This is a genomic window from Anaerostipes sp., assembly GCF_018381315.1.
GTDB lineage: Bacteria > Bacillota > Clostridia > Lachnospirales > Lachnospiraceae > Anaerostipes.
In genome coordinates, this window is sequence record NZ_JAGZSD010000003.1 from 169,715 (window position 1) to 194,708 (window position 24,994).

The 24,994-nt window shown below is 45.1% G+C and carries 23 protein-coding genes; 6 read left to right on the plus strand and 17 right to left on the minus strand.

Annotated elements, in window-relative coordinates:
* Positions 1-2: 2 nt before the first annotated feature.
* From hemC to KH180_RS03295, 4 genes are all read right to left on the minus strand, one after another.
* The gene (gene hemC, locus KH180_RS03280) at positions 3-884 is read right to left on the minus strand and encodes a hydroxymethylbilane synthase (RefSeq protein WP_290756328.1); all 882 of its coding nucleotides are present in this window, start codon (positions 882-884) and stop codon (positions 3-5) included.
* The gene (locus tag KH180_RS03285; protein ID WP_290756330.1) at positions 866-1,324 is read right to left on the minus strand and encodes a precorrin-2 dehydrogenase/sirohydrochlorin ferrochelatase family protein; all 459 of its coding nucleotides are present in this window, start codon (positions 1,322-1,324) and stop codon (positions 866-868) included. The genes hemC and KH180_RS03285 overlap by 19 nt, the downstream gene beginning before the upstream one ends.
* Before the next feature lie 10 nt (positions 1,325-1,334).
* Positions 1,335-2,564 (minus strand): glutamyl-tRNA reductase, encoded by a 1,230-nt coding sequence (hemA, locus tag KH180_RS03290; protein WP_290756332.1) that lies wholly within the window; start codon positions 2,562-2,564, stop codon positions 1,335-1,337.
* 140 nt (positions 2,565-2,704) lie between these two features.
* Positions 2,705-4,813, minus strand: a complete 2,109-nt coding sequence (locus KH180_RS03295; RefSeq protein ID WP_290756334.1) for a sensor domain-containing phosphodiesterase — start codon at positions 4,811-4,813, stop codon at positions 2,705-2,707.
* Between the two features lie 195 nt (positions 4,814-5,008).
* Between KH180_RS03295 and KH180_RS03300 the strand changes: the two genes are divergently transcribed.
* From KH180_RS03300 to KH180_RS03310, 3 genes are all read left to right on the plus strand, one after another.
* Positions 5,009-5,593 carry a Fic family protein gene (locus KH180_RS03300; protein ID WP_290756336.1) on the plus strand — a complete coding sequence of 195 codons (585 nt, stop codon included), beginning with the start codon at positions 5,009-5,011 and terminating at the stop codon, positions 5,591-5,593.
* 97 nt (positions 5,594-5,690) lie between these two features.
* Positions 5,691-6,542, plus strand: coding sequence for an RNA polymerase sigma factor (locus KH180_RS03305; protein WP_290756338.1), 852 nt, complete (start codon positions 5,691-5,693; stop codon positions 6,540-6,542).
* Between the two features lie 12 nt (positions 6,543-6,554).
* The gene (locus tag KH180_RS03310) at positions 6,555-7,241 is read left to right on the plus strand and encodes a DUF2461 domain-containing protein (RefSeq protein WP_290756340.1); all 687 of its coding nucleotides are present in this window, start codon (positions 6,555-6,557) and stop codon (positions 7,239-7,241) included.
* Between the two features lie 80 nt (positions 7,242-7,321).
* Here the strand turns inward: KH180_RS03310 and KH180_RS03315 are convergent, their stop codons facing one another.
* The 9 genes from KH180_RS03315 to sufC all read right to left on the minus strand — a co-directional run bounded on the left by KH180_RS03315 (position 7,322) and on the right by sufC (position 15,680).
* The gene (locus KH180_RS03315) at positions 7,322-7,951 is read right to left on the minus strand and encodes a CatB-related O-acetyltransferase (protein WP_290756342.1); all 630 of its coding nucleotides are present in this window, start codon (positions 7,949-7,951) and stop codon (positions 7,322-7,324) included.
* Positions 7,952-8,068: 117 nt separating this feature from the next.
* Positions 8,069-9,946 carry a heavy metal translocating P-type ATPase gene (locus KH180_RS03320; RefSeq protein ID WP_290756344.1) on the minus strand — a complete coding sequence of 626 codons (1,878 nt, stop codon included), beginning with the start codon at positions 9,944-9,946 and terminating at the stop codon, positions 8,069-8,071.
* A gap of 33 nt (positions 9,947-9,979) precedes the next feature.
* A complete protein-coding gene (locus KH180_RS03325; RefSeq protein ID WP_290756346.1) occupies positions 9,980-10,198 on the minus strand; it encodes a cation transporter in 219 nt (72 codons plus the stop codon).
* 23 nt (positions 10,199-10,221) lie between these two features.
* The gene (locus KH180_RS03330; RefSeq protein ID WP_290756348.1) at positions 10,222-10,581 is read right to left on the minus strand and encodes an ArsR/SmtB family transcription factor; all 360 of its coding nucleotides are present in this window, start codon (positions 10,579-10,581) and stop codon (positions 10,222-10,224) included.
* Between the two features lie 216 nt (positions 10,582-10,797).
* The gene (gene sufU, locus KH180_RS03335) at positions 10,798-11,229 is read right to left on the minus strand and encodes a Fe-S cluster assembly sulfur transfer protein SufU (RefSeq protein WP_290756350.1); all 432 of its coding nucleotides are present in this window, start codon (positions 11,227-11,229) and stop codon (positions 10,798-10,800) included.
* Positions 11,207-12,430 (minus strand): aminotransferase class V-fold PLP-dependent enzyme, encoded by a 1,224-nt coding sequence (locus KH180_RS03340; protein WP_290756352.1) that lies wholly within the window; start codon positions 12,428-12,430, stop codon positions 11,207-11,209. The genes sufU and KH180_RS03340 overlap by 23 nt, the downstream gene beginning before the upstream one ends.
* Positions 12,417-13,493 carry a SufB/SufD family protein gene (locus tag KH180_RS03345; RefSeq protein WP_290756354.1) on the minus strand — a complete coding sequence of 359 codons (1,077 nt, stop codon included), beginning with the start codon at positions 13,491-13,493 and terminating at the stop codon, positions 12,417-12,419. The genes KH180_RS03340 and KH180_RS03345 overlap by 14 nt, the downstream gene beginning before the upstream one ends.
* 16 nt (positions 13,494-13,509) lie before the next feature.
* The gene (gene sufB / locus KH180_RS03350; RefSeq protein ID WP_290756443.1) at positions 13,510-14,916 is read right to left on the minus strand and encodes a Fe-S cluster assembly protein SufB; all 1,407 of its coding nucleotides are present in this window, start codon (positions 14,914-14,916) and stop codon (positions 13,510-13,512) included.
* The gene (gene sufC / locus KH180_RS03355; RefSeq protein WP_290756355.1) at positions 14,916-15,680 is read right to left on the minus strand and encodes a Fe-S cluster assembly ATPase SufC; all 765 of its coding nucleotides are present in this window, start codon (positions 15,678-15,680) and stop codon (positions 14,916-14,918) included. The genes sufB and sufC overlap by 1 nt, the downstream gene beginning before the upstream one ends.
* Positions 15,681-15,958: 278 nt before the next feature.
* Here sufC and KH180_RS03360 point away from each other — a divergent pair, with 278 nt between their 5' ends.
* On the plus strand, positions 15,959-16,177 hold the full coding sequence (locus KH180_RS03360; RefSeq protein ID WP_290756356.1) for a DUF6465 family protein: 219 nt from the start codon (positions 15,959-15,961) through the stop codon (positions 16,175-16,177).
* Positions 16,178-16,254: 77 nt separating this feature from the next.
* Here KH180_RS03360 and KH180_RS03365 read toward each other — a convergent pair whose 3' ends face one another.
* The 4 genes from KH180_RS03365 to KH180_RS03380 form a co-directional block, all read right to left on the minus strand.
* Positions 16,255-17,652 (minus strand): MFS transporter, encoded by a 1,398-nt coding sequence (locus KH180_RS03365; RefSeq protein WP_290756357.1) that lies wholly within the window; start codon positions 17,650-17,652, stop codon positions 16,255-16,257.
* 19 nt (positions 17,653-17,671) lie between these two features.
* Positions 17,672-18,589, minus strand: a complete 918-nt coding sequence (locus KH180_RS03370) for a sugar phosphate isomerase/epimerase family protein (protein ID WP_290756358.1) — start codon at positions 18,587-18,589, stop codon at positions 17,672-17,674.
* An 88-nt stretch (positions 18,590-18,677) separates the two neighbouring features.
* A complete protein-coding gene (locus tag KH180_RS03375) occupies positions 18,678-19,616 on the minus strand; it encodes a sugar phosphate isomerase/epimerase family protein (protein ID WP_290756361.1) in 939 nt (312 codons plus the stop codon).
* Between the two features lie 15 nt (positions 19,617-19,631).
* Positions 19,632-20,810, minus strand: coding sequence for a Gfo/Idh/MocA family protein (locus tag KH180_RS03380; protein WP_290756363.1), 1,179 nt, complete (start codon positions 20,808-20,810; stop codon positions 19,632-19,634).
* A gap of 247 nt (positions 20,811-21,057) precedes the next feature.
* Here KH180_RS03380 and KH180_RS03385 point away from each other — a divergent pair, with 247 nt between their 5' ends.
* Both KH180_RS03385 and KH180_RS03390 read left to right on the plus strand, forming a co-directional pair.
* On the plus strand, positions 21,058-21,903 hold the full coding sequence (locus KH180_RS03385) for a helix-turn-helix domain-containing protein (protein WP_290756366.1): 846 nt from the start codon (positions 21,058-21,060) through the stop codon (positions 21,901-21,903).
* Positions 21,904-22,100: 197 nt separating this feature from the next.
* Positions 22,101-24,980, plus strand: coding sequence for a response regulator (locus KH180_RS03390; RefSeq protein ID WP_290756369.1), 2,880 nt, complete (start codon positions 22,101-22,103; stop codon positions 24,978-24,980).
* The last annotated feature ends 14 nt before the right edge of the window (positions 24,981-24,994 follow it).

Genomic DNA, 24,994 nt, shown 5'->3' on the forward strand with positions numbered 1-24,994 from the left:
ATTTATTCCGATTTGATCTGCTTTGCAAGGCAGCGGCCAAGTTCTTCCGCATTCTGAGGATTTCCCCCGATGCTTCTTTTCCGGTATGTCTCCGACGTCTCATCATAAAAAAGTCCGGTAAGAGAAAGCTTCTTTCCGGTCACTGACGCGTAGGCCGCAATCGGAGACGAACAGCCCCCGTCCAATGTCCGCACAAAACTCCGCTCTGCCAATGTAACAAGCTCCGTCTGCCTGTCATGAATACAGGAAAAAAAGGACCGGTCAAAATCTTTTCTCACCTGAATGCACAGGGTCCCCTGCCCTGCCGAAGGCAGCATCTCTTCCACTGAAAAATATCGGCTGATCCTATCCTGAAGCCCTGCCCTGCAAAGCCCTGCAGCTGCCATAATCAATGCCGAATACCGGCCTTCATCCAGCTTATTGAGCCTGGTATGGATGTTTCCCCGGATACTCTGAAAACTTGCATCCGGAAACAGCTTTTTCGCCTGCAGTACCCTTCTTGCACTGGAAGAACCGATTACCTGACCTTTGTCCGTTCCGGACTCTGTAACAGGCAGCACCAGAACATCTCTGGGATCCCCCCGTTTCGGAACCGCTGCAATGGGAAGCTCGGAAGAAATCTCCATAGGAAGGTCCTTCATACTGTGGACTGCCATATCAATCCTGCCGTCCAAAAGTGCCTGATCCAGTTCCTTAACAAAAAGCCCCTTTCCGCCAATCTGATCCAATGTTTTATTCAATATTTTATCGCCGGTGGTCTTCAGTGTCACCAGTTCTATTGTAAGCCCCGGATAATACTTTTTTAACTGCTTGATCACAAGCTCTGTCTGGGCCACGGCCAAAAGGCTTTCGCGGCTGCCGATCCTCAATCTTTTTGGTTCCATATCATACTCCTGATTCTGTCTGCTGTCTGCTTTGTTTTTTTGTGGTCCGTACCTCCCGATGTGACACCAATAACAATATCCCCGTCCTTTATGACAGAAGGAAAATAAAAACTGCACTCCTCCTTGCAGTCACTGATATTAACCGGAAGCTTTCTTTTTCCGGCCTCAGCAAAGACCGCATGATTGACTTCTCTGCTGTCGGTTGCCGCAAACACCATGTCAAACCCGTTCAGATCCCCGGGAGCATACGGCCTTTGTATCCACCGGACGAACCCGTTATGTATCATTTCCTCTATGCCGCTGCATACGGAAGGAGAGATGACCGTTACCTGATTATGAAACATCCGCAGGGTACTGAGCCTGCGCAGGGCTATGCTGCCCCCTCCCACCATGACAAGCTTTAAATCCTGAATGTCAATATATAACGGAAAATAGGCCATTTCATCCTCCTTAATAAATACTTACTTCCTCTGCAGAAGCTTCCAGAGACTTTAAAACCTGCTGCCATTCTTCTCTTGGAAGGATGTCCTTGAGCCCAAAGAGAATCCTCTCTACCGCCGATGATGATGCTCTCTCAACCTCCTGCTTTAACGCACAGACATCTGCTCCCTCTTTGCGAAGCTTCTTATAAGATTTCTTCAGTTTGGCGCTTGTCAGGTCTGCAGCTGCACTGCCGACTGCACGGACCAAAGGAATATAGCTTCTGAAGTAATACCAGTTAATAAATTCACCGGTCTGTTCCCGCAGAATCTCCCGGGCTTTTTTCATCTCTTCGCCGTTTACCGATGTCTGAATCCCCAGATCGTCCATACTAAGCAGCCGGCAGCCCGGAAGTTGGGCCAGTTTTGGATCCAGATCCCTGGGCACTGCCAGATCCGCAAACACATAAGAACGCTGTTTTTGAAATACCTCTGCAGCCTGCTGTGCCTGAACTGTATAGTGAGGGCTTCTCGTAGCACTGAAAATAAAATCCATAGATCCCATAGCTTCATAGCGTGCTTTATAAGGAATAACCCCGCAGCCTGCCGGAATCAGTACATCTTGTTTTCTATACTGTCTCAAAGTCATGGAAACCTGGGCTTTTTTATGTACAAGCCATGAAGCCAGCAGACGGCCCATCTCTCCATTGCCTATGACCAGACACTGCTTCTCCCTAAAACTCCCATATCGTTCTTCCAGGATTGACACTGCTCTCTCCGGGACAGAGGTGTCTCTGCTGCCGATCCGCGTGTCTGTCTTGACTTTTTTTGCCGCAGTCACAGCCATTCTGAACAGCGTGTCCAGCACCGGGTCCGGCTTACAGCATTCCCTTGCCCGCTCCAGGGCGTCCCGGACCTGGGAGATGATCTGGTCTTCCCCAAGGATCTGGGAATGGATCCCGCTGGCCAGTTCCATAAGATAAAATACTGCCTCTTCATCTTCCCTGCAGACAAACAGGCTGCGTTTGGAATCCTCCGTTATGGAAAGCTGTGAAAACAGGTAATCCAGAGGATCTCTGTCCAGATGATAAAACCACAGTTCAGTCCGATTGCATGTTGACAAAACAATACAGGAGGCCTCAGGGTCTGCTTCCTTCACAGACTGCATAAAACGGACTGCTCCCGAATCTGTAAACGCAAAGGGTTCCCGCTCGTCCACCGATGCCGTATGATAATCAATTCCTATCATCGAAAGTTTCATAAATAACTCCTTTTTATATCTGAAAGAATTTTAGCACGTTTTGTGGAAAGTCCGCAACTTTATTGCTCAATATCTCTTACAAAACATCTATAGGGAAAGAAAAAGGAAGGCTGTCCCGTTTGGCAGGACAGAGCTTCCCTCTATTTTACATATTCTTTTATAAAGGTTTCTGTATCAACCGGTCTGGAAAAATAATATCCCTGTCCGCAGTCACACTGAAACTCCCGGAGAAACTCCATCTGCTCCTCTGTCTCAATTCCTTCTGCCGTGGTTTTGGTGTTCCCGAATCCTCTGCACATATAAATAGTAGAACGGACAATAGCTCTGGCCCTTTCATTGGTCATAATCTCCGAAATAATGCTTTTATCCAGCTTAACCTCATCAAACTTAATGTTGGAGAGCAGCGTGATATTAGAGTATTTCGCACCATAATCATCTAAAGAAAGATAGAATCCGGCGTCCTTGATTTTCTGGGCAAGGACTACCAATTCTGTCGTCTTAAGTTTTGAGACAGACTCCGTCACTTCAATACAGATCTGGCCTGCATCCACATCATATTTTTTGCAGACTGCCAGGATCCGGTTTACAATATCATACTCTAACAGAGTGACCCTGGAAAAATTCACTGAAATCTTTCCTATATCATGTCCTTCATCATGCATCTGCCTGATAAGCCTGCAGACACATTCCAGTGCATAGAAGTCAATGTGCCGGATCACTCCCTCTGCCTCATACAGCGGAATGAACCGGTCCGGAAAAATCAGTTCTCCGCTGCTGTCCACTCTTCTGATCAGGGCTTCTGCCCCTGAAAGCTCCCCTGTATGAAGATACACTTTTGGCTGCAGAAACACCTGGTATCTGTCCTGGCGGATATCCTTCAGGACCTGCTCTGCGACGGCAGAATCATGATTATAGCCGCCGTATACTGAGAACTCATAATACTTTTGTTTATTGGCATACATGAGTTCATCTGCATGATTAATTAATTCATTGATATTTGTGATCTCTTCTTCCCATGTAGTTCCAATAGACGCACTGATCTCCCTGTGCTCCTTTACTTTCTTTCTCAGCATAAGTTCCTTGTCCTGAAACTCCTTCCGGCTGATATTCCTGCACAGGACAACAAATTCATCTCCTCCAATGCGGTAAATCTGCTTCCCGAAAATGGATTCTAAAATCTCTGCTGTGCGGATAATCAGTTTATCGCCGTACTCATGCCCATACCGGTTGTTTGCAATCTTCAGCCCGTTTAAGTCAACATAGGCTACGCCGATATTGCGGCAGCCGTGGTGCTCAATGTCAAATACCTCTTCCATATACTTATTACGGTTCCAGAGCCCTGTCAGAATATCTACATAACTCAGATACTCAAGCCTGGCAACCATTCTCCGCTTCTCCAGATCATTGGCAATGAAATAAGTCACAGACTTTAAGAGATCCGGATTTTCCCGGTTTCTCTTTGGATCATCTACTCCGATAAATCCGCTGAGTTTTCCTCTCTCATACAGAGGAGCCGCCATCAGACTCTTTATCCCCTGTCTCCTGAGTATTCCATAAGCCTCACTTTCCTGATTCATTTCCTGATCAAGGGAAGAAATAGAAAAGCTTCCGCACTTTTTAAACTGACTGAGCCAGTTTTCCAGAGCTGACAATGGAACTCCCTGAAGCTGGTCAATTTCACTTGTGATGTTCTTGTCACACCACTCATATGTATTGTTTGCAGTCTTTTGGTCATGATCGATCTCAAAAATATAAGTTCTGTCCCCGCCGTAATAATCTGCAATTAATTCCAAAAGCCTGTTGATGGCACAGTCCAAATCCAGCGTGTCATTTAAAGTTTTGATGCACAGCAAAAGAGTCTCATCCTGTTTTATCTTACTGCCAAGACGCTTTTTCTGACGCTCCTTTTCCGTAATATCTGTCGCGATTTCCATCCGGACGTGGTAGCCCGGAGTAAGTTCTATCAGATAATCTGCAATCGCAAAATATCTGTCTAAATATTTGTTATGGCGGATCCACCGGCAGCTTCCCTCCCAGAGGATTTTTTCATTGGTGCAGAATTCACAGGGTTTTTTCTTTCCCTGAAGAAGCTCATAACACTTCTGCCTTTTATAATCATCTCCGTTGATCTGATACCGTTTTTTCCCTGCCCCGTTGATGTACAGCACTTCATAAGTATCAATGTCACTGACATATATAATGTTGTCCGTACTGTCCAAAATCACTTTTCTGAGGATGTTATCATTCATGTATGTTACCTCTTTTGTTTATCTGCATGGTTATATAAAAGCTATTATAGCACATTTTTCCTGAACAAAATATTCCGAATTCAGATTGCTGCATAAAGTTTAATATCTTCTTAAAGCCCTGCCGTTGCTGTCTTTTTCAGATTCATGTATAATAGGGTTCCAAACAATAACAGCCAATATCCAGGAGGAAACATCATGTCAAAATTACAGGAACTGCTCCGACGTGCAGATGCATATAAAGAAATCATACAGAAATCCGGTGTACCGGCAGAAACATATATTAACTCTGAATTTAAAACAGCTGATATAACAGAAGATTTTATCAGAAATCTGCACAGGTCTGTATATAACGGAACAGACTCATCACAGGCAGGCCGGTACCGCACTTCTGCGGCAGCAGATCCGTCTGAATCTCCCATCCTGCCCTCCCCCAAAGATCTGCCGCGGCTCATGAGCCATTTAGAAAACCAGATCTATTCCTCAAAGTCCGCCCTTCATCCTGTCGAACTTGCGGCAATGGCACACAAACGCCTGCTTGATATCCATCCTTTTGCAGACGGAAATGAAAAAACAGCAGAAATTTTAAGGGATGTAATTCTGTCCCGGTCAGGGTACTGTCCTGTCTCAGTACCTTCCGGCAGAAAAAAAGAATTTGCAGATACTCTTGCCTCATCAAGAAAATCCAGCGATATGGAACCACTGTCAATTCTGACTGCCCAGCTTGTTATAAAGGCTCAGGAAGATTACATCCGAAAACATCAAATATCTCTTACAGAATAAATGTTTCATGAAAATTGTTTGAAATGATTAAATATTTTCATTTTTTATGTCACAAAGGATGATTCCTGATGTCTAATCAGACAAGGAGGTAACATACATGATAAAAAATACAAACGAAGAACTGTCAAAATTAATTGAAGATGCAGCAAACGGCGATAAGGAAGCTCTGGAAGCTGTCATTCTAAGTGTCCGGGATCTGATTTTTAACCTATCCTTAAGAATGCTGGGAACCTTTGCGGACGCAGAGGATGCCACACAGGACATCATTTTGAAGATCATGACCCATCTGTCCACGTTCAGAAAGGAAAGTTCTTTTTCCACATGGGTATTCAGCATTTCCAAAAATCATCTGATCAATTATAAAAAACACATGTTTGTCCATGCTCCATTAAGCTTTGAATTTTACGGAAATGATATCGAAAATGCTCCGATTCAGGATATTCCTGACCTGACACAAAATGTTGAGGAAGAACTTTTGGCAGAGGAACTGAAAATGTCCTGCACCAATGTTATGCTTCAATGTCTGGATCCGGAGAGCCGGTGCATCTTCATCCTCGGAACCATGTTTCAGCTGGACAGCCGGACTGCAGGTGAGGTCCTCCATCTGTCTCCGGAGGCCTACCGCCAGCGTCTGTCAAGAATCCGCCGCAAAATGGCTGATTTTCTTGAGGCTTACTGCGGCGAGTACGGCAGCGGCAAATGCCGGTGTAAAAACAGAATCAACTATGCAGTCCAGAGCCGGAGGCTGGACCCTTCACATCTGGAGTACACATGCTCCAATGCCGCTTCTGATCAAATCTGCCGTGACTTTAAAAATGCAATGGAAGATATCGACGGCCTCTCACAGAAATTCTCCTTCTGCAGACTGTATGAATCTCCGGAAAAGGTCAGAGCATTTGTTTCAGATTTTCTGGATTCCGTGTCACTTTCTGTCGTAAAAAATTCATAAAGGAGATATTTCATGAACACAGATATGATATTGACTTATTTATCAGAATTAAGCAAAAATAACAGCCGTGATTGGTACCATGACCACAAAAAAGAATATAAAGAAGCAAATACCCAGTTTGAATCCTTAGTACAGGAATTGATTTTTAAAATAGGAGAATTCGACAGCAGCATACTGGACTGCCAGCCAAAAGATCTGACGTTTAAAATTGTCAGGGATACCAGATTCAGCCGCGACAAGACTCCGTATCTTCCGGCCTTCCGCGCACACATAGGCCCAAAGGGCAAACTCCCTGTGCCTGTGGGCTACTATCTTATGGTTATGCCGGGAAACCGGTCCTTCCTCGGCGGCGGGCTGTTTGCAGGCATGTTTAAGGATGCGACTGCCATGGTCCGGGACTATATTTCAGAACATCCTGAAGAATGGGAAAAGATTCTCCATTCGGAAGAATTCCAGCCATACTTTTCGGTACAGGGGATTTCCTTAAAAAATGTTCCCAGCGGATATGACAAAGAACATCCTCAGGCTGAGTATCTGAAATTTAAGAGCTGGTATGTGGAATACCCGGTCAAAGACACTGATGTTATGGATGCAGATTGTTTTATTTCACACGCTGCAGATATATACAAAAGGATGAAGCCTTTTAATGACTTTCTTAACAAGGCACTGTCCGAATTTGAGATGCCGAAAAGACCTTAAATTTCCCCCTTGCCCGCTCAGCTGCAAAAAGCCGCCTGCCGGAATAACTCCCGGCAGGCGGCTTTTCTTAAGCGGTCCTGTCATCTCAGCTGTTTCACACAGCCGGATTGTATCGCTTTGATATTTCTTTTAATCTTTTCCTTCGGCCAGTCCCACCACTTGACATCAAGCAGAAAAGAGACAGTCTCGTCCGAAAATCTTTTTTTAATGGGCTTTGCTGGAACGCCGCCCACAACCGTATAGGCAGGGACATCTTTTGTCACCACTGCACGGCTTCCGATCACCGCACCGTCGCCGATATGAACGCCGGCCATGATAACAGCTTCATAACCAATCCATACGTCATTTCCAATGATGATGTCTCCTTTGTTATCCCACGAATCAGTCACATCTTCCATCCTGAGATCCCACTCTTCAAAGAAAAGAGGAAAAGGATAGGTGGATAATGATGACATGGCATGATTGGCACTGTTAAACAGAAACTTTGCACCGCATGCGATGGAACAAAACTTCCCGATCACAAGCCTGTCGCGGTTGACAGGATAGTGGTATAAAACATTGTTTCTCTCAAATAAAACCGGATCATTGACAAAGTCGTTATACATTGTGTAATCTCCGACAATGATATTTGGATCCGTGATCACATTCTTTAAATATATTGTTTCTTTATCTCCCGTGCGGGGATATATTTGTTTCTCTGGAACAGCCATTTGAAATCCTCCTGTATTCTCATGTTTTCTGCAGCTATTCCAGGAAATGCAATACAGCGTTTCAACAGCCTCACTCCTTTTGATTTATTCATACCTTCTTATCATAGCATGAATCTTTTACTCTTCAAAGTTTAATTTTAATGCGCGCATAGAATTCAGAATTGCGATAACTGACACACCCACATCTGCAAAGACTGCCTCCCACATATTTGCCATGCCGAGTGCTCCAAGGGCCAGCACAAGTGCCTTGACAACCAAGGCAAACACAATATTCTGCTTTACGATACGCAGTGTCTTTCTGGAAATGTGCACAACGGATGCAATCTTTCTTACATCATCATCCATAAGTACAACGTCTGCAGCTTCAATAGCTGCATCAGATCCCATGCTTCCCATGGCGATGCCGATATCGGCCCTTGTGAGAACCGGTGCATCATTGATGCCATCTCCGGCAAATGCAAGCTTTTCTTTCTCCCTCTGGCTTTCTAATAAGCGTTCCACCTGGGTCACTTTATCACCCGGGAGAAGTTCAGAATATACCTCATCAATCCCAAGCTCTGCAGCCACTGACTCCGCCGCTTCTTTTCTGTCTCCGGTGAGCATGACACATTTCTTCACTCCCACACGCTTCATGCTGCTGATTGCCTCTTTTGCCCCATCCTTTACCGAATCGGATATGACGATGGCTCCTGCAAATTTACCTTGAACTGCCACGTAGACAACCGTACCCGCCTCAGTGCTGGAAACATACTCTATGTTCTGCTGTTTCATCAGTTTGCTGTTTCCCACTAAGACCTCTTTGCCGTCAATCAAAACACGGATTCCGTGGCCGGCAATTTCTTCTGCATCAGACACACGGTTCATATCCAGAGCCTCTGCGTATGCTTCTTTAATAGAACCGGCAATCGGATGGTTGGAATAACCCTCGCCAAGCGCGGCAAGTTCCAGAAGTTCCTCCTCCCTGCATCCCTGCGGCAGGATATGTGTCACCTTAAATTCACCTTTTGTCAGTGTTCCGGTCTTGTCAAACACGATCGTTGTCATCTCAGACACTGCTTCCAGATAATTGCTTCCCTTTACCAGCACACCGATCTTGGATGCGGCTCCGATGCCGCCGAAAAATCCCATAGGCACTGAGATAACAAGAGCGCAGGGGCAGGAAATAACAAGAAAGATACAGGCTCTCTGGATCCATTCACCCCATCCGCCGCCAAACATCAGCGGAGGAAGGACTGCCAGGAGCACTGCTCCCACGGTCACAACCGGAGTATAATATTTTGCGAATTTGGTAATAAAGTTCTCAACATTTGCCTTCTTGCTGCTGGCATTTTCCACAAGCTCCAGAATCTTGGCCACCGTGGAATCTTCAAACTCTTTTGTCACCCTGACTTTTAATGTTCCGCTTCCGTTGACACAGCCGCTGATGATTTCATCACCTTTTGCTGCCTTTCTGGGGACAGACTCCCCTGTCAGGGCTGCTGTATCAATGAGAGACTCACCCTCTGCCACGACTCCGTCCAGAGGAATCCGCTCACCTGGCTTAACCACAATGAAGCTTCCTACTTCCACATCATCCGGATCTACCTGAATAAGCTTTCCGTCTGCCTCTATATTAGCATACTCCGGGCAGATATCCATCATAGCAGAAATAGACTGGCGGGATTTCCCCACAGCATAGCTCTGAAAAAGTTCTCCAACCTGATAAAAAAGCATAACAGCCACAGCTTCAGAATATTCCTTTACCCCAAAAGCTCCGAAAGTGGCAATCATCATAAGGAAATTCTCGTCAAAAATCTGTCCGTTGCTGATATTTCTGGCTGCTTTGTAAATAATGTCATAACCGATTACTAAATACGGAACCAGATAGATCACGAACAAAATCCATGAACTATTAAGACTGTCAAGCCTTCCTGTGTGCTCCGAAATCATAAGTCCCGCCAGCAAAAGAAACGCTGTGACAATGCGGATCAGCATTTTTTTGTGTTTTTTTGTCATACTTACAGTCTCCTCTGTATCCGGGTTTCTCTGCTACATTAAAATCCTGCAGTCCGGCTCTACCTTGGCACAGGCACTCACAACCTTCTGCATAATATCATCAAACTGATCGTCATCTGCATTGATTGTCATTTTCTGTGTCATAAAGCTCACCGTTGCATCATTCACACCCGGAATTTTTTTAATAGCCTCTTCCATCTTTGCAGCACAGTTTGCACAGTCTAAATCCTCTAATTTAAATTTTTTCTTCATACTTATCTTCCTTCCTTTTATGTTTATTCCTCAATATGATCTCTTCCCTGGGCAATGATTGTCCTTACATGACCATCTGCCAGTGAATAAAATACTGATTTCCCTTCTCTCCTGGACTTTACAAGCTTTGCCTGCTTCAGGATCTTTAACTGATGTGAGATCGCAGACTGAGTCATATTAAGAGTCTCAGCCAAATCGCACACACAGACCTCAACTTCAAACAGGACAAACAAAATCCTGATTCTTGTAAAATCACCGAATACTTTAAACAGTTCGGCTAAGTCGTGCAGTTCTTCTTCCTCAGGCATCTTCTCGCTTACGATTTTCAGCAAATCGTCATGTACCTGAAATGTATCACAGCATTCTACGTCATTTACAGCCAATTTCCCACCTGCTTTCTTTTATCTTCATTCATATGAACAATTATTCATATGTTTATAATATAACTCTTTTTCCAAAATGTCAATAAATAAGTACATTGATTTATTGATAAATTTTTTCAGGAAGAATACAGGAATTTTCTACAGAATAAAACAGGAGGATGGACAAGCTGTTATCAACTGCCTGTTCATCCTCCTGTAATAAAAGTATCCTGGTACTTATGCTCCTCCCTGTTTCAGCATTTCTTCCATTGTATGCCAGCCCAGCACTGCACATTTTACTCTCGCAGGCATGTGTCCGATATCTTTAAGCGAAACAGCTTCTTCAAGATCCTCCATCTCTTCCTCTGAAGCTTTTCCCTGTATCATGCGCAGAAACAGATCTGAAAGTTTGAGCGCCTCTTCTTCTGTCTTCCCTATTACCAAATCGAGCATCATATCTGCAGACGCCTGTGACACAGCGCAGCCGCAGCCTTCAAAGGCTCCGTCTATGATACGCCCGTCCTCTGTCCTAAGCTGCAGGATAATATCATCCCCGCAGCTTGGATTGACACCCTCCAGCACCAGATTGGCATCTTCCAGTTTCTTTTTATTTATAGGGTGCAGATTGTGTTCCGTTAAAATCTCATTATAAAAGGTCCTGTTGTCCATAACCCATTTTCCTCCTGATATCTTTTAAACTCGTAATAAAACGCTGAATATCTTCTTCTGTATTGTAAAAAGATATGCTGGCTCTTGCCGCCGAAGGCACACCCAGATACTGAAGCAGCGGCTGTGCACAGTGATGTCCTGCTCTGACGGCTATATGCTCTGCATCCAGAACAGAGGCAATGTCATGGGGATGCACTCCTTCCAGAGTGAAGCTTAAAATACCGCTGTGATCCTCTGCATTCCTGCTGCCCAGAACCCGGATGCCCGGAATTTTCTGCATTTCTTCCAATGCTGCAGCCGTGAGCATTTCTTCCCTTTGGCGTATCTTTTCCATTCCGACCGTATCTATATATTCAATGGCTGCCCGAAGCCCTGCAGCCCCGGCTCCGTTTACCGTGCCGGCTTCAAATTTATGGGGAAGGGGTGCATAGACCGCTCCATTTCTTGTAACTGAGTCGATCATCTCGCCTCCTGTAAGAAACGGCGGCATCTTGTCAAGAATCTCCTTCTTCCCATAGAGAACCCCAATTCCCATAGGCCCCATAAGCTTATGTCCGGAAAACGCCAGAAAATCAGCGTCCATGGAAACCACATCCACAGGCATATGCGGTGCACTCTGAGCCGCATCAATGAACACCATACCTCCATTTTTATGGACCAGATCAATGATCTCCTTTACCGGGCTGACACGCCCGGACACATTGGAGATGTGAGTGACCGCTGCAAATTTTGTTTTGGAGCTCACGGCCCTTCTGACAGCTTCCCGGCTGAATGTGCCGTCTTCCCCACATTCCAGAAAAACAAGAGATGCCCCGGTCTGTTTCGAAACCATCTGCCACGGAAGCAGATTGCTGTGATGTTCTGCGATGGTGACAAGAATCTCGTCTCCCTCTTTCAAATGATGCAGTCCATAGCTGTAAGCCACAAGATTGATACTCTCCGTTGTGTTTCTTGTAAAAATGATTTCTTCAGCCCTGGACGCATGGATAAAATTTCTCACACTTTCCCGGGCCTGTTCATATTGGTCTGTAGCTTTTATGCCCAGGCTGTAAAGTCCTCTCATCGGATTCGCGTTATACCGTTCATAAAACTCCTGCTCTGCCTTTAAAACAGGCCACGGGCGCTGGGAAGTTGCCGCATTGTCCAGATAAACAAGTTCTGTCCGGCAAAGCAGAGGAAAGTCTTTTTTAAAGTTCTCCATCTCTTTTCCCTCCTTCCAGATATAAATCCACTTGTTTTCTAATCTCTCTGACCGGAATCTGTTCACATAAAGCGTCAATTTTAGCCCGTGCCAGCATCCGTTTAGCCTCTTCCCCGGAAAATCCCCTGGAGCATAGGTAAAACATCATCTGCTCGTCCAGCCTTCCGATCGTTGCCCCGTGGTTTCCTTCCACATCATCCTCTCCGCAAAGAATCAGCGGAACGGTCTGGTTGACCATATGACCGCCCAGCAGAAGTACATCTTCTTTTTCTTCTCCTTTTGAGCCGGAAGACCCGGAAATAAAATCAATGGTGCCCCGGAACAGTTTAAATGCACCTTCTGCCAGGACACCAGAAACATCCATCAGGCTTTCTGTTCTTCTGCCTCTGTGCCGGGCTGTATAGTTCATGTCCAGATGCTGCTTTTGGCTTCCGGAATACCCGATTTGAGCTTTAAAACTGCTACCGTCACCCAGAAGTTCCACAAGTCCTCCCGCATAAGCTTTCCTGGCTCCCAGTTCAAGCCTCACCACTTCCACCTGGGCACCCTCTCTGCAGATTCCTCCGATATCGTTGAGGCTGACAGAAGACTCATTGAGGATCTGTACCATAAATAAACGAACCCTGGCACCTTCCCCGGCATAGATTTTGGTCTGGAGAGCGGAAATCCCCTCCCCTTTATCCGAAGAGCGGCAGATGACCGCTGCTGTCATAGAACTGCCTTTCCCGGCATATAAATGCAGTGTATTAAAACATTTCTCACCTGCCCGGAGATTAAAATCAATCACTGCCGGTTCTTCATTCAAGTACCCCGGTTTGGACACCAGCAGATCCGGTTCTGTACTCCTGCCCAAGAAGTCCATATCCGTTCCCATGCCGGTTTGGATCTCTGTCCAGACGCCGTCTGCCATCTCCGGGTCTTTTGGATTCCATTGAAGCCCCGGCCCGGAAAACTTTGGGGCAGCGGGATATTTCTTCTCTGTTTCAATGCCGGAAATCCGGCTTTCATTCATGCCAAGCTGATTCCATGTGCGGGAAGGCAGCCTGTTTACTGTTATATCCATTCTTTCTTCCTCCTTTTTAACCGATACTGCCCTTCATTTCCAGCTGAATCAGATTGTTCATTTCCAGAGCATATTCCAGCGGCAGTTCTTTCGATATGTTATCTGCAAATCCGCTCACGATCATTGCCCTGGCATCTTCTTCGCTGATGCCTCTGGACATAAGATAGAATATGGCGTCATCACTGATTCTTCCGATCTTTGCCTCATGTCCCACGTCAGCGTCGTCTGTACGTATATCCATGGCAGGAATCGTATCTGACCGGGAAATATTATCCAGCATCAGGGACTGGCAGGAAACGGCTGCTTTACTGTTCCTGGCATGTTTTCCGATCACCACAGAACTTCTGAAAGTGCTGGCACCCCCATCCTTGGAAATAGACTTTGTATTGATAAAGGATGATGTTTCTGCCCCGCTGTGCACTACTTTTGCTCCCGTGTCCAGATTCTGGCCGTTCCCTGCAAATGTAATTCCGGTAAAATCCATTCTCGATTTCTTCCCCTTTAATATAGTCATAGGATACAGATACGAAACACGGGAGCCGAATGACCCGGATACCCACTCCATCGTTCCGCCTTCTTCGACCAGAGCTCTTTTTGTGTTCAGGTTATACATATTTTTTGACCAGTTCTCAATGGTGGAATACCTGAGTTTGGCGTTTTTACCGACAAACAGTTCCACGCAGCCTGCGTGAAGATTTGCGGTATTGTATTTGGGCGCAGAACAGCCTTCAATAAAATGCAGTCTTGCTCCCTCGTCCACAATGATCAATGTATGTTCGAACTGCCCGGCTCCCGGCGCATTCAGCCGGAAATAAGACTGCAGCGGTATGTCCACTGACACTCCTGGAGGTACATAGACAAAGGAGCCTCCGGACCATACAGCGCCGTGCAGAGCTGCAAATTTATGATCTCCCGGTTTTACAAGCTTCATAAAATGTCTTCGTATCATATCTGCATATTCACCCCTGAGAGCACTTTCAAGATCCGTATAGACAACTCCCTGCGCAGCCACTTCCTCCCTGACACTGTGGTACACCAGTTCAGAATCATACTGTGCACCTACCCCTGCCAGAGATTTTTTCTCGGCCTTAGGAATACCCAGAAGTTCAAATGTATTTTTAATATCCTCGGGTACTTCCGACCACTTGGCACTCATATGGGTATTAGGGCGAACATAGGTAACAATACGGTCCATATTTAATCCCTCAATGGACGGCCCCCAGTCCGGAACCTTCATAGAATCATAAATTTGAAGAGCCTGGAGCCGGAACGTCTCCATCCACACCGGGTCTTTCTTTTCCCGTGAAATCTGCTCTACAATACCGGCGGTCAGCCCTTCCTTTACTTTGTAGGCATCTTTCCCCTCATTTTTTATGTCATAGATGCTCCTGTCAACATCGTCCACATACGTTCTTTCCTTCATCATGCTTCCTCCCTTCCGGCAGGTGTATCAAACTGTTCATATCCTTCATCATTGATCTTCTCCACCAGAGAGCCGTCCCCTGTTTTAACGATCTTCCCGTCTGCCATGATGTGTGTATAATCTACGTCCAGCGCATCCAGAATCCTTGTACTGTGGGTTATGATCAGAAGCGAGCCTTTTCTGTTCTTCTGATATTCTTCAATCCCCTTGGATACCAGCTTCACGGCATCCACATCCAGACCGGAATCTGTCTCATCCAACACTGCAAGATCAGGTTTGAGCATCATGAGCTGAAGAATTTCAGACTTTTTCTTCTCCCCTCCGGAAAAGCCCACGTTCAGGCTTCTCTCCCCATATGACGGATCCATCTGAAGGATTTCCATCGCCTTATTTAATTCTTTTTTAAAATTCCACAGTTTAATCCGGCGTCCGCTCTGCTGTTCCATGGCATTTTTTAAAAACCGGTTCAAAGGAAGCCCAGGCACCTCCAAGGGTTCCTGAAAGGACATAAACATTCCCATTCTGGCCCGCTTATCTGCCGGCTCTCTTGTAATATCTTCTCCTTTCAGCAGAATCTCTCCTTCTTTTATCCTATATTTGGAATTCCCCATCAGCACAGCCCCCAGGGTTGATTTTCCAGCGCCGTTGGGCCCCATCAGCACATGGGTTTCTCCCTTTTTGATGTTAAGACTGACCTTGTGAAGAATTTCCTTATCTTCTATATCCACTGTAAGGTTTTCTACCTTTAGTATTTGTTCTGACATAATTTCCTCCATTCTGCCGCTTAACGGCAACTTCTATATAAAAGTATGTTAAATCCTACTATTTTTATAGGAATTATTGCAGTTTCATTGTAGTCCTGTTTTCTGTTTTATTCAAGAAATACGGCGGTTAATAAGAACTTTTCTCAAAACGACAAGATTTGTTGTATAAAATCCATAAATACGGAAAGGAGCCGGAATTCTATCCGGCTCCTTTGAATAATATGGAATCAAGGTGTATAATATAAAAGACTTTTTAACAACAACTAAGGAGGTTCCCCATGAAAATCAAAACAGAAGTGCAGTTTCAGGGCCACAACGTATCTGTTGCGGATGTGGAAAAAATGGTAAAGGAAGATATTAAATCCAAAGGAATCAAACTGAATTCCTTAAGTTCACTGGAGATCTACTACCAGCCGGAAAACCGTTCCGTTTTCTATGTGGCAGCGGCCAAAGACGGCAGTGTAATTGACAATGAAGATGCACTGACCGTTGAGTAATTTCTTATGAACTACATATCCCCCTGCTGCTTTTTACTGTCATGGCTATAAAAAGCGGCAGGGGGATTTCTATTCTCTTACAATTCTCCCCTTGACTCCCGTTCTGTCAGTTCTTCCATAATATGAGGATAAATTTTATCCAGCTTGTATAAAAACAGAGTTATGATCACGGCAGTCCACACGATCATCGGCCCGAATTTATAAATGTTAATAATCATATGTATGGCACTGTCCGGCTGCACCATGCTTCCGGCAGTAGAACTCAAATAGCCTGCAGCAGACAAAAGACTTGTGATAATGGCGGATGTCAGCCCTGCCCCAAGTTTCATTCCAACAGAACTTCCTGCAAAGATCAAACTTTCCTGCCGGATGTGGGTCTTCCACTGTCCGAATTCCACCACATCTCCCAAAAATCCAAACACAATCGAATTAAGCGGTGCCAGTCCGATTCCACGGATCACACAGCTGAACACCATAAAACCAAAATTCTGAGGATTGATAAAGAAAATTATATGTCCGGCAAATGCAAGACAGGCACCGGCTAATGACATATTTCTTTTTCCGAAACGTCTAAGCAGGATAGGACTCATAAAGGTGACGCCCACGATAATGAGTGTCTCTGTCAAATACAAGGCACTGTACATCCATGTATCATTGTGAAAAATATATTTACAGTAATAAGGCAGGATCGTTCCTGTTACACAGTAAATTCCGTTCTGCATGGTCCAAAGTATAACCACTGCCCAAAAATACTGATTTGTCACTAAGGCTTTCAGCGCCTTCTTGGCAGGTACTTTAGACTGCCTTTTTTTGGCCTCAATGACCACGGTCTCCCTGCACTTGAAAAAGCAGATCAGCAGCAACAGCAGTGCAATAGAAGCCCAAAGAGCCATGGTTTTAATCCATGCCGCCTGGTCATTTCCAAACAACTTTACTACCGGCATAGTACAGGTAACTGCCAGGATCCTTCCGAACGGAGACAGTCCCATTCTCACTACACTCAGCATATCCCGCTCTGAAGATATCCTGGTCATCATAGCAGATAAGCTGCTGTACGGCAGGTTGATCGCTGTATAACAGACAGTGTTGCAGAAATTATAAGTCACGAACATATAGGCAAACTGCACTGTGGCTGTGCTGTCGGGAACCGCAAATAAAAGAACTGCTGAGAGAGCAAAGGGCACACACATCCAGAGAAGCCACGGTCTTGATTTACCCCATCTGGTTTCTGTCTTCTCTACAATCACACCCATTACAGCATCTGATACTCCGTCAAACATTCTGGATAAAAGCATAACAAGGCCCACGGTCGCCGCACTTACCCCTACATAATCTGTATAAAATAATGTAAGCAGCGTACTGATCATACCGAATACCACATTACATGCAGTATCTCCGCAGCCATAAGCAAATCTGGTGCCCCATCCCAGCCTCCCGGCGGCTAAATTTTCCCTGGACTTTTTATTTTCATTCATTCTTATCTCCCTTCCGCATTCATAAGATAAGCTCTTTCTCAATCCGTTCTCTGGCTTCCGGCGCCTGCTTCTCCATCTTCTCCGGAAATCCAAACATGGATACGCATGCAATATTGTCTCCTCCCGCCTTCGGTGCATCTTCCCTTAACTGGCGGTTTGCGAAATCCATTTCTCTCAGCGTCTCAAAAATTCCGTCAAAATCCACATCCCCTTCACCCATAGCCAAATGCTGATGTATCGTCACATCCGATTTTCCTCTTTGGTTTAACCACGGCGGGTTGGCAATATAACGGCAGTCTAAGGTCTGGTTAAATGTGTCGGCAAACAGCACATGTGTCAATTCCTCACCTGCATACTGCAGCATAGAACGCACATCTCCTTTTCCTTCATCGTAGAAAAACCCATGCGGAGAAGAATATACATATCCTAAATTGGGCGAACGGAAAGATTTTACTAAGTCACAGGTCTCATTATTCAGTTCACAAAAATCATAGGGATGAGACTGAATCTCTACACGAAGTCCCTCTCTCTCAATGATAGGCAGCAGTTCTTCCATAGATTTAAACCACATGCCATTGCATAATTCCTGCTGATTCGGATCCCCGGAAAGCTCCGTGTTGATCACCGGCACACCCATGTCCACAGCGATCTCAATCATCCTCTTCCAGTTGGCTACTGCCATCTGTCTCTGTTCCTCTGTCGGCCCGGACCAACGGTAAACCACGATAAAGGAGGAAATCTCCAGCCCGGTCTCCTTCAGTGCTTTCCGGTACTCTGACTCACATTCTTTGGAAAACAGTGGATGTTTATAAAACGGATTGATTCTCGGATGGGGAGATTGTTCAATGTACTTATAGCCCCAGTCTGCCGCCTGATGTACCATCCGGTTAATATCCATCTGTTTTGCAAGGACATCTACGTCAAATGCTATCTTCATATATAATACCTCCTTCTTAAGAAAGCGGATATTCATTCCGAAATAGGGTTATGAATATCCGCTTATGTCTTGCATACTTTGGTCTGTTTTATTTGCTGATGGTCTGGTTCAGTGCGTCAATAGAAGTAAGAACCCCCGCTTCCACAGACATAGTCAGATCTTCCATTTCAAGGGATACGTCTCCGTCATATCCCATCATGCTGAGTACGGAGAAGAATTCCTTCCACCATTGCAAATCTTTCCCGCATCCTACTGCTACATAGTTCCATACGCGGTCTGCAGACTCTGTAACCGGTCTTGGTTCCAGAATACCGTTGGTATCAGCAAGCCCCCGCTCGATGCGGGCATCCTTTCCATGCACGTGGAAAATACAGCCTTTTAGTGCTCTTGCCGCCGCAATGGGATCAGCTCCCAGAATCATCATATGTGACGGATCGAGATTGATTCCGATCATAGGATCTGTGGCTTCTCTAAGTTTTAACATAGTCTCTGCACTCCACACCATAGTTCCCGGAAATTCCTCGATGGCAATCTGCTCTACTCCGCACGTTTTACAGTGTGCGGCAAACTCCTTCCAGAAATCAATAGTCACTCTCCACTGGTACTCATAAGCGGGTGCCATAAAGTCAGGCCATGATATGGTGGAGGTAATCCAGTTGGGAGTTGTATCCGTCTCGTTTCCTGCAGGAAGCCCTGCCATGGCAACAATCTTCTTAACACCCAGCTTTCCGGCTAACCTGGCACATGCATACATAGAATCCTTATATTCTTCCCCGGTTTTTGTTGGCCAGAGCGGATTGCAGGAGGTATTCAGGGCTGAAATCCGCATTCCTCTCTTAGTAAGTTCCGCCTGAAAGGCTTCCAGTTTAGACGGATCTTCCAGTAATTCTACGGTATTGCAGTGTTTTCGTGCGCCCCAGCCTCCTGCGGTCATCTCCACCGCATCAATTCCAAGAGATTTTACCTTGTCAAGCATATCTGTAAAAGAAAGCTCTGCAAATACATCGGTACATATTGCTAACTGCATATCATTTCCTCCTAATTATTTAAAGTCAACCCAGACTCCGCCTTTATCAGCAGATTCTACACATTTGGTTACCCAGCGGATTCCTTCGATACCTGCATTAATATCAGGATATACCAGATTTTTTAACGTCTCTTCGTCACCGCGGTCTTTCGCATCCATTGCGACAGCAAATTTCAGATAAATATTTGCCCAGCTCTCCGGAAGTCCTTCCGCATGGAGTGCACCGAGACGCTCATCTTCATTACACTCATCATATAGATAAGGCATAGAACGGATCATCTTTCTGATCGGTTCTCCCTGTACCTGATACAGCAGTTCATTAGGCTGATTGTCTGAAAATTCAACGGAGGCTTTGGAACCGACAATGCGGATTCTGTGCCCATCCATGCATCCGGCATTCACCGCGGAGGCCCACATCCGTCCTACGGCTCCGTTTTCATAACGCATCATCACATAGGCATTGTCCTCCAATGGTGCACGGGATTTCACAAAGCTCTGGCGGTCACATAGGATTTCTTTCAGCTTCAATTCCGGGCATACCAGTTCGGACATATAAAATGTATGCGTGGATAAATCGCCAAGTACAAAGGACGGACCTGATTTTTCCGGATCCACACGCCATTTCTGTCCTTCTGACTCTTTATCTCCAATCTCATCGCAGGCAAATCCATGAGTATACTGGAGTTCTACCATATGGATATCTCCCAGATCACCATTCTTTACCATCTGACGCATCTGCAAGAGGAGCTGGCTTCCTGAAAATCCGTAGGTAACCCCCACAATCTTGTTCATTTTTTCTGCCAAAGCTTTGATTTCTTCTCCCTGCTCTGTTTTAAAGAATAACGGCTTCTCACAGATTACATGAAGACCTGCCTCTAAAGCAGCCTTTGCAATCTCAAAGTGCGTAAAATTTGGTGTTGCAATGGATACAACTTCAATTCCATCCGGACGTTTTGCCTCTTCTTCAAACATAGTCTTATAATCAGGGTAAAGCCGTTCTTCACTGACACCTAAATTTTTTCCAAAATCCCTGCAGCGCTCAAAGTCAATATCAAATGCTCCTGCTACAAGTTCAAATGCTGTATTGTCTCTTAGTGCTCCCAGGCGGTGCTTGTAGCCTACATTCCCTGTACGTCCGCCCCCAACCATAGCCCAGCGGTAAGGTCTCTTGATCTTCTTTTCACCGTTTAACATTTTTCATTTCTCCTTCACATAAATTTCATTATTATTGTTTTCCTAAATAAGCAGGGAATCCCTTATGATACAGAGCGCGCATTTCGGATATATTGAACAAATACTATGTATTTATCTCACTTTCTTTGTTCATTTCCTTTACTGTAATTGCATTATAATCTATAATAGACCCATGGTAAATACTGCATCTTGTCTAAAACTTCATCATTCTTGCTTTATTAAAAAAGAACAAAAAGGAGAGATTATTATGAGAAGTGTTGATCCCGGAATTCTGCCTCAGTCTGTGTGTTTTTCTTTTACCCCTTCGGAGACAGCAAAACAGCTTTACTTTTATCCTACATGGTGCGGACATTATTTCTGCAATAAAAATTACTATATGAAGCGCCAGTCTTTCCCTCCCCTTCTGATCGTGTTTGTGAGGGAAGGCGTCTTTCATTTTGAATACAGGAATATGATATTTGATGCCCAGAAAGGCGATGTGGTTTTGCTTGACTGCAGTGAGCCTCACTATTATTATGCGGATGATGGGCTGGAGTTTTTATATATGCATTTCGACGGTTCCAATGCCCATGAGATCTGCCAAAACATTTTAGACCAGACCGGTCCTCTGATTCAGCAGGAAAACAACGTGCTGATCGGACAGCAGTTATATAGTATGGTGGACTTTCACATGCATGACGGGATCGAGACAATGTTTCAAAGCTCCATGAGAGTGTATAAGATATTTGAATGCCTGCTGGCCCCCGACAGACAGCAGCTTAAAGAAGATAATCCGATTGATAATGTAATCCGCTATATCCGCTCAAATATAGGAAAAGATATTACTTTGGAAGAAATGTCTGAAGTGGCAAATTTGAGCACCTTCTATCTTGCACACTGCTTCAAGCAGCAGACTGGCTTCTCACCAAAGGAATATGTAATCAATACAAGACTGGACCAGACTAAAATCCTTCTTGCGCGCACAACCAAATCCATTTCCGAAATCGCCTATGAGGTCGGCTACTCGTCAGGCAGCAGCCTTACCAATATGTTTGTAAAACGAATGGACATGTCTCCCCGTCAGTACCGGATGATCTATCAGAGTACATCGTAAGCTGCATATGATGTACTCCACTTTCCGGTTGCCGGTTTTACATGAATTGGTTATAATCAATAGTAGAAAAGAAACGTTGTATGAAGTAAAAAGATTTACCGGAAAACGCCGTTTAATCCATAGATAAACATCGGTCTGAAAGGCCGCCGTGCTTTGCTGCAGCCAATAATAAATAAAAGAAATGAGAGGGTGTTATTTTGGGAAAATTTACGCTACAGGAAATAGAGACATTTGCCGATAAAATATTGCGGACTTACTTCTGTGACTCTGACCAGGAGTTTATGATTTCATCATTTGCTGATGATATTATATGGCTGGGCGGCGGTGAATATCAGAAAGCGGAAGGAAAGGAAGCTGTCACAGCCTGTTTTCAGATGGGAAAGGATGAGATGATTGCCTGTGACATGACAGATGAAGTCTACCATTCTATGGAACTTGGGGGAGGAAGTTATCTGTGTGAAGGCGTCAGCCGCCTCCGCAGTAAACCGGAGTCTGAAACCTATATGGATGTTCAGCAGCGTGTTACCTTTATTTTTCGGGAAAAAGGAGACACACTGGAAACTGTACATATCCATAATTCAATTCCCTACTCAGCCATCAAGGAAACGGAACTGTTTCCCGTAGAAGCCGGCAGAGAAGAATTTATACGTCTTCAGCTGGCCCTGGATGAAAAGACCCAGGAATATGCACAGCAGGCTCAGTTTCTTGAACATCTGTACAACAGTGTACCCTGCGGCATTGTACAGCTGACCGTGGAGCCTCCTCATTCAGTTGTCACCGCCAATCCCATGGCCTGGAAGCTTTATGGATCCTCCCCTGAAAGTCCTGACACCATACAGAATCCTCTGTTTACGGTCAACAATGAAGATTATGACTGGGTAATATCTCTGTTGGAAAACCTTGATCCCGATGGAGAGACCGTCACCTACCGCCGTAAGTGCATACAGGAGAACGGATCAGAATCATGGATTAATGTAGTCATGGGAAGGATTATTAATGACAACGGACAGGATGTTATTCAGGCAGTTCTCACAGATATTACTGAACAGACACTGCTGGAAATGGCACAGGCACAGGAACAGGCTTTGGAAAACCGTTTTCTGCGCACTGCAATCTATACAGCCTATCCCCTGATCATGAGTATCAATCTGACTCAGGATACTTATAAATGCCTGGCCTACGGACAGGAACATTTTATATTTCCGCTGGAAGGCAGCTACAGTGACATGCTGAACATTACAAAAGAAAATACCTACCCTTCCTATCAAAAAGATTACTATGAGACTTTAAACCGCGATGAAATTCTGCGCCATTTTGAGAATGGAGAACATGAAGTCTATATGGAACTGCAGGAAAAGGACGTGCGCGGGGACTACCACTGGATTTCCAACCATATCATATATGTAGAAAATCCATATAACAGTGACGTATTGGCTATTAACCTGGTCAAGGTCCTGGATGCGCAAAGGCAGGAACAGGCACGGCAGGAACAGCTTTTGAGAGATGCCCTTGCTTCTGCAAAAGCTGCCAACTCTGCCAAGTCTGACTTTTTATCCCGTATGAGCCATGATATCAGGACTCCTATGAATGCTATTGTCGGCATGAGCACCATAGGCAAGCTGAAAGCAGACGACATCAGAATAGTTCAGGACTGCTTTCAGAAGATTGATGCTTCCTCCCAGTATCTGCTCTCTCTGATCAATGACATTCTGGATATGTCAAAAATAGAGACCGACAAGATGGAGATTGCCCGGGAACTCTTTGATTTCAGCTCTTTTCTAAAGGATATCAATCAAATCATATACTCACAGACGGTGGAAAAAGGTGTATCCTATGAGATGCGCCATAAAGAACCTCTGGAAAGTTACTATATCGGAGATCCGCTGCGCATGAAACAGATTCTCATGAATCTTCTGTCCAATGCCTTAAAGTTCACTCCAAAAGGAGGCAGCATCGGCATTGACATACAGGAAGAACGGCGGACAAATGGTTTTGCCTATCTGAAATTTAAGGTCTGGGATACAGGCATCGGAATGTCCGAAGAATTCATGTCCCGGATGTTCCAGCCTTTTGAACAGGAATCCCCCGGGAATGCGCGCAACAATATAGGAAGCGGGCTCGGGCTGTCTATTGTATATAATCTGGTGAATCTGATGGGCGGAGATATTCAGGTAAAGAGCAAAAAACAATCCGGCAGTACCTTCACTGCAGTTGTTCCATTCCAGCTGGTCACAGATAACGAAGAAAAAGAATGGGAAAGAAAACGCCGGAATCTCCTGAAAGATTTTCATGTACTGGTGGTGGATGATGATCCTGCCGTGGGAAAACAGACTGCGGATATCTTAGATGATATCGGAGCCAAAACTGTGTGGACAGACTCAGGGATCAAGGCTGTACAGGAGGTTGAAACATGTATCCGGGAAGAGAGAATGTTTGACATTGCCATGATTGACTGGAAAATGCCCGGAATCGACGGCATAGAAACAGCCCGCCGGATCCGTCAGATTGTAGGCCCTGATACGATGATTATCATGATCACCGCCTACAACTGGAGTGAGATCGAAGACGAAGCACGTGAAGCAGGCATCAATTATTTTATTGCTAAACCTCTGCTGCGTTCAGCTATTTATGAAACCTTCTCCAAACTGGATGAAAACGAAAGCCTGCCGCCTTCTCCTTCTGAAATTTCGCTGGCGGGGAAACGAATCCTTCTTGCAGAGGACAATGAATTAAACCGGGAGATTGCTGTAACTCTTCTGGAAATGCATGGAGCCGCAGTCGATACCGCACAAAACGGAGAGGAAGCAGCAGCCTGCTACCGCACTCATGATGCAGGTACTTATCAGGCCATTCTTATGGATATCCGGATGCCGGTCATGGACGGACTGGACGCCACAAGAAACATACGGGCTTCCGGCAGGGCAGATGCCCTTTCTGTCCCGATTCTCGCTATGACAGCGAATGCATTTGAGGAAGACAAAAAAGAAGCCTTTCAGGCCGGCATGACCAGCTACCTTATCAAACCTCTGGATATCAAAGTTCTTTTGAAGGAACTTCAGAAAGTTATCAATACATAAAATTATAAAAAGCT

What these genes read in the sequence shown, in the direction of transcription:
- KH180_RS03365 (WP_290756357.1), bottom strand. Translation starts at nt 17,652, where the DNA reads ATGAATGAAAATAAAAAGTCCAGGGAAAATTTAGCCGCCGGGAGGCTG.
- KH180_RS03385 (WP_290756366.1), top strand. Translation starts at nt 21,058, where the DNA reads ATGAGAAGTGTTGATCCCGGAATTCTGCCTCAGTCTGTGTGTTTTTCT.
- KH180_RS03380 (WP_290756363.1), bottom strand. Translation starts at nt 20,810, where the DNA reads ATGTTAAACGGTGAAAAGAAGATCAAGAGACCTTACCGCTGGGCTATG.
- KH180_RS03360 (WP_290756356.1), top strand. Translation starts at nt 15,959, where the DNA reads ATGAAAATCAAAACAGAAGTGCAGTTTCAGGGCCACAACGTATCTGTT.
- KH180_RS03295 (WP_290756334.1), bottom strand. Translation starts at nt 4,813, where the DNA reads ATGAATGATAACATCCTCAGAAAAGTGATTTTGGACAGTACGGACAAC.
- KH180_RS03285 (WP_290756330.1), bottom strand. Translation starts at nt 1,324, where the DNA reads ATGGCCTATTTTCCGTTATATATTGACATTCAGGATTTAAAGCTTGTC.
- sufU (WP_290756350.1), bottom strand. Translation starts at nt 11,229, where the DNA reads ATGGACAACAGGACCTTTTATAATGAGATTTTAACGGAACACAATCTG.
- KH180_RS03340 (WP_290756352.1), bottom strand. Translation starts at nt 12,430, where the DNA reads ATGGAGAACTTTAAAAAAGACTTTCCTCTGCTTTGCCGGACAGAACTT.
- KH180_RS03305 (WP_290756338.1), top strand. Translation starts at nt 5,691, where the DNA reads ATGATAAAAAATACAAACGAAGAACTGTCAAAATTAATTGAAGATGCA.
- KH180_RS03375 (WP_290756361.1), bottom strand. Translation starts at nt 19,616, where the DNA reads ATGCAGTTAGCAATATGTACCGATGTATTTGCAGAGCTTTCTTTTACA.
- KH180_RS03370 (WP_290756358.1), bottom strand. Translation starts at nt 18,589, where the DNA reads ATGAAGATAGCATTTGACGTAGATGTCCTTGCAAAACAGATGGATATT.
- KH180_RS03325 (WP_290756346.1), bottom strand. Translation starts at nt 10,198, where the DNA reads ATGAAGAAAAAATTTAAATTAGAGGATTTAGACTGTGCAAACTGTGCT.
- KH180_RS03300 (WP_290756336.1), top strand. Translation starts at nt 5,009, where the DNA reads ATGTCAAAATTACAGGAACTGCTCCGACGTGCAGATGCATATAAAGAA.
- KH180_RS03345 (WP_290756354.1), bottom strand. Translation starts at nt 13,493, where the DNA reads ATGGATATAACAGTAAACAGGCTGCCTTCCCGCACATGGAATCAGCTT.
- hemC (WP_290756328.1), bottom strand. Translation starts at nt 884, where the DNA reads ATGGAACCAAAAAGATTGAGGATCGGCAGCCGCGAAAGCCTTTTGGCC.
- KH180_RS03315 (WP_290756342.1), bottom strand. Translation starts at nt 7,951, where the DNA reads ATGGCTGTTCCAGAGAAACAAATATATCCCCGCACGGGAGATAAAGAA.
- sufB (WP_290756443.1), bottom strand. Translation starts at nt 14,916, where the DNA reads ATGAAGGAAAGAACGTATGTGGACGATGTTGACAGGAGCATCTATGAC.
- KH180_RS03320 (WP_290756344.1), bottom strand. Translation starts at nt 9,946, where the DNA reads ATGACAAAAAAACACAAAAAAATGCTGATCCGCATTGTCACAGCGTTT.
- hemA (WP_290756332.1), bottom strand. Translation starts at nt 2,564, where the DNA reads ATGAAACTTTCGATGATAGGAATTGATTATCATACGGCATCGGTGGAC.
- KH180_RS03310 (WP_290756340.1), top strand. Translation starts at nt 6,555, where the DNA reads ATGAACACAGATATGATATTGACTTATTTATCAGAATTAAGCAAAAAT.
- sufC (WP_290756355.1), bottom strand. Translation starts at nt 15,680, where the DNA reads ATGTCAGAACAAATACTAAAGGTAGAAAACCTTACAGTGGATATAGAA.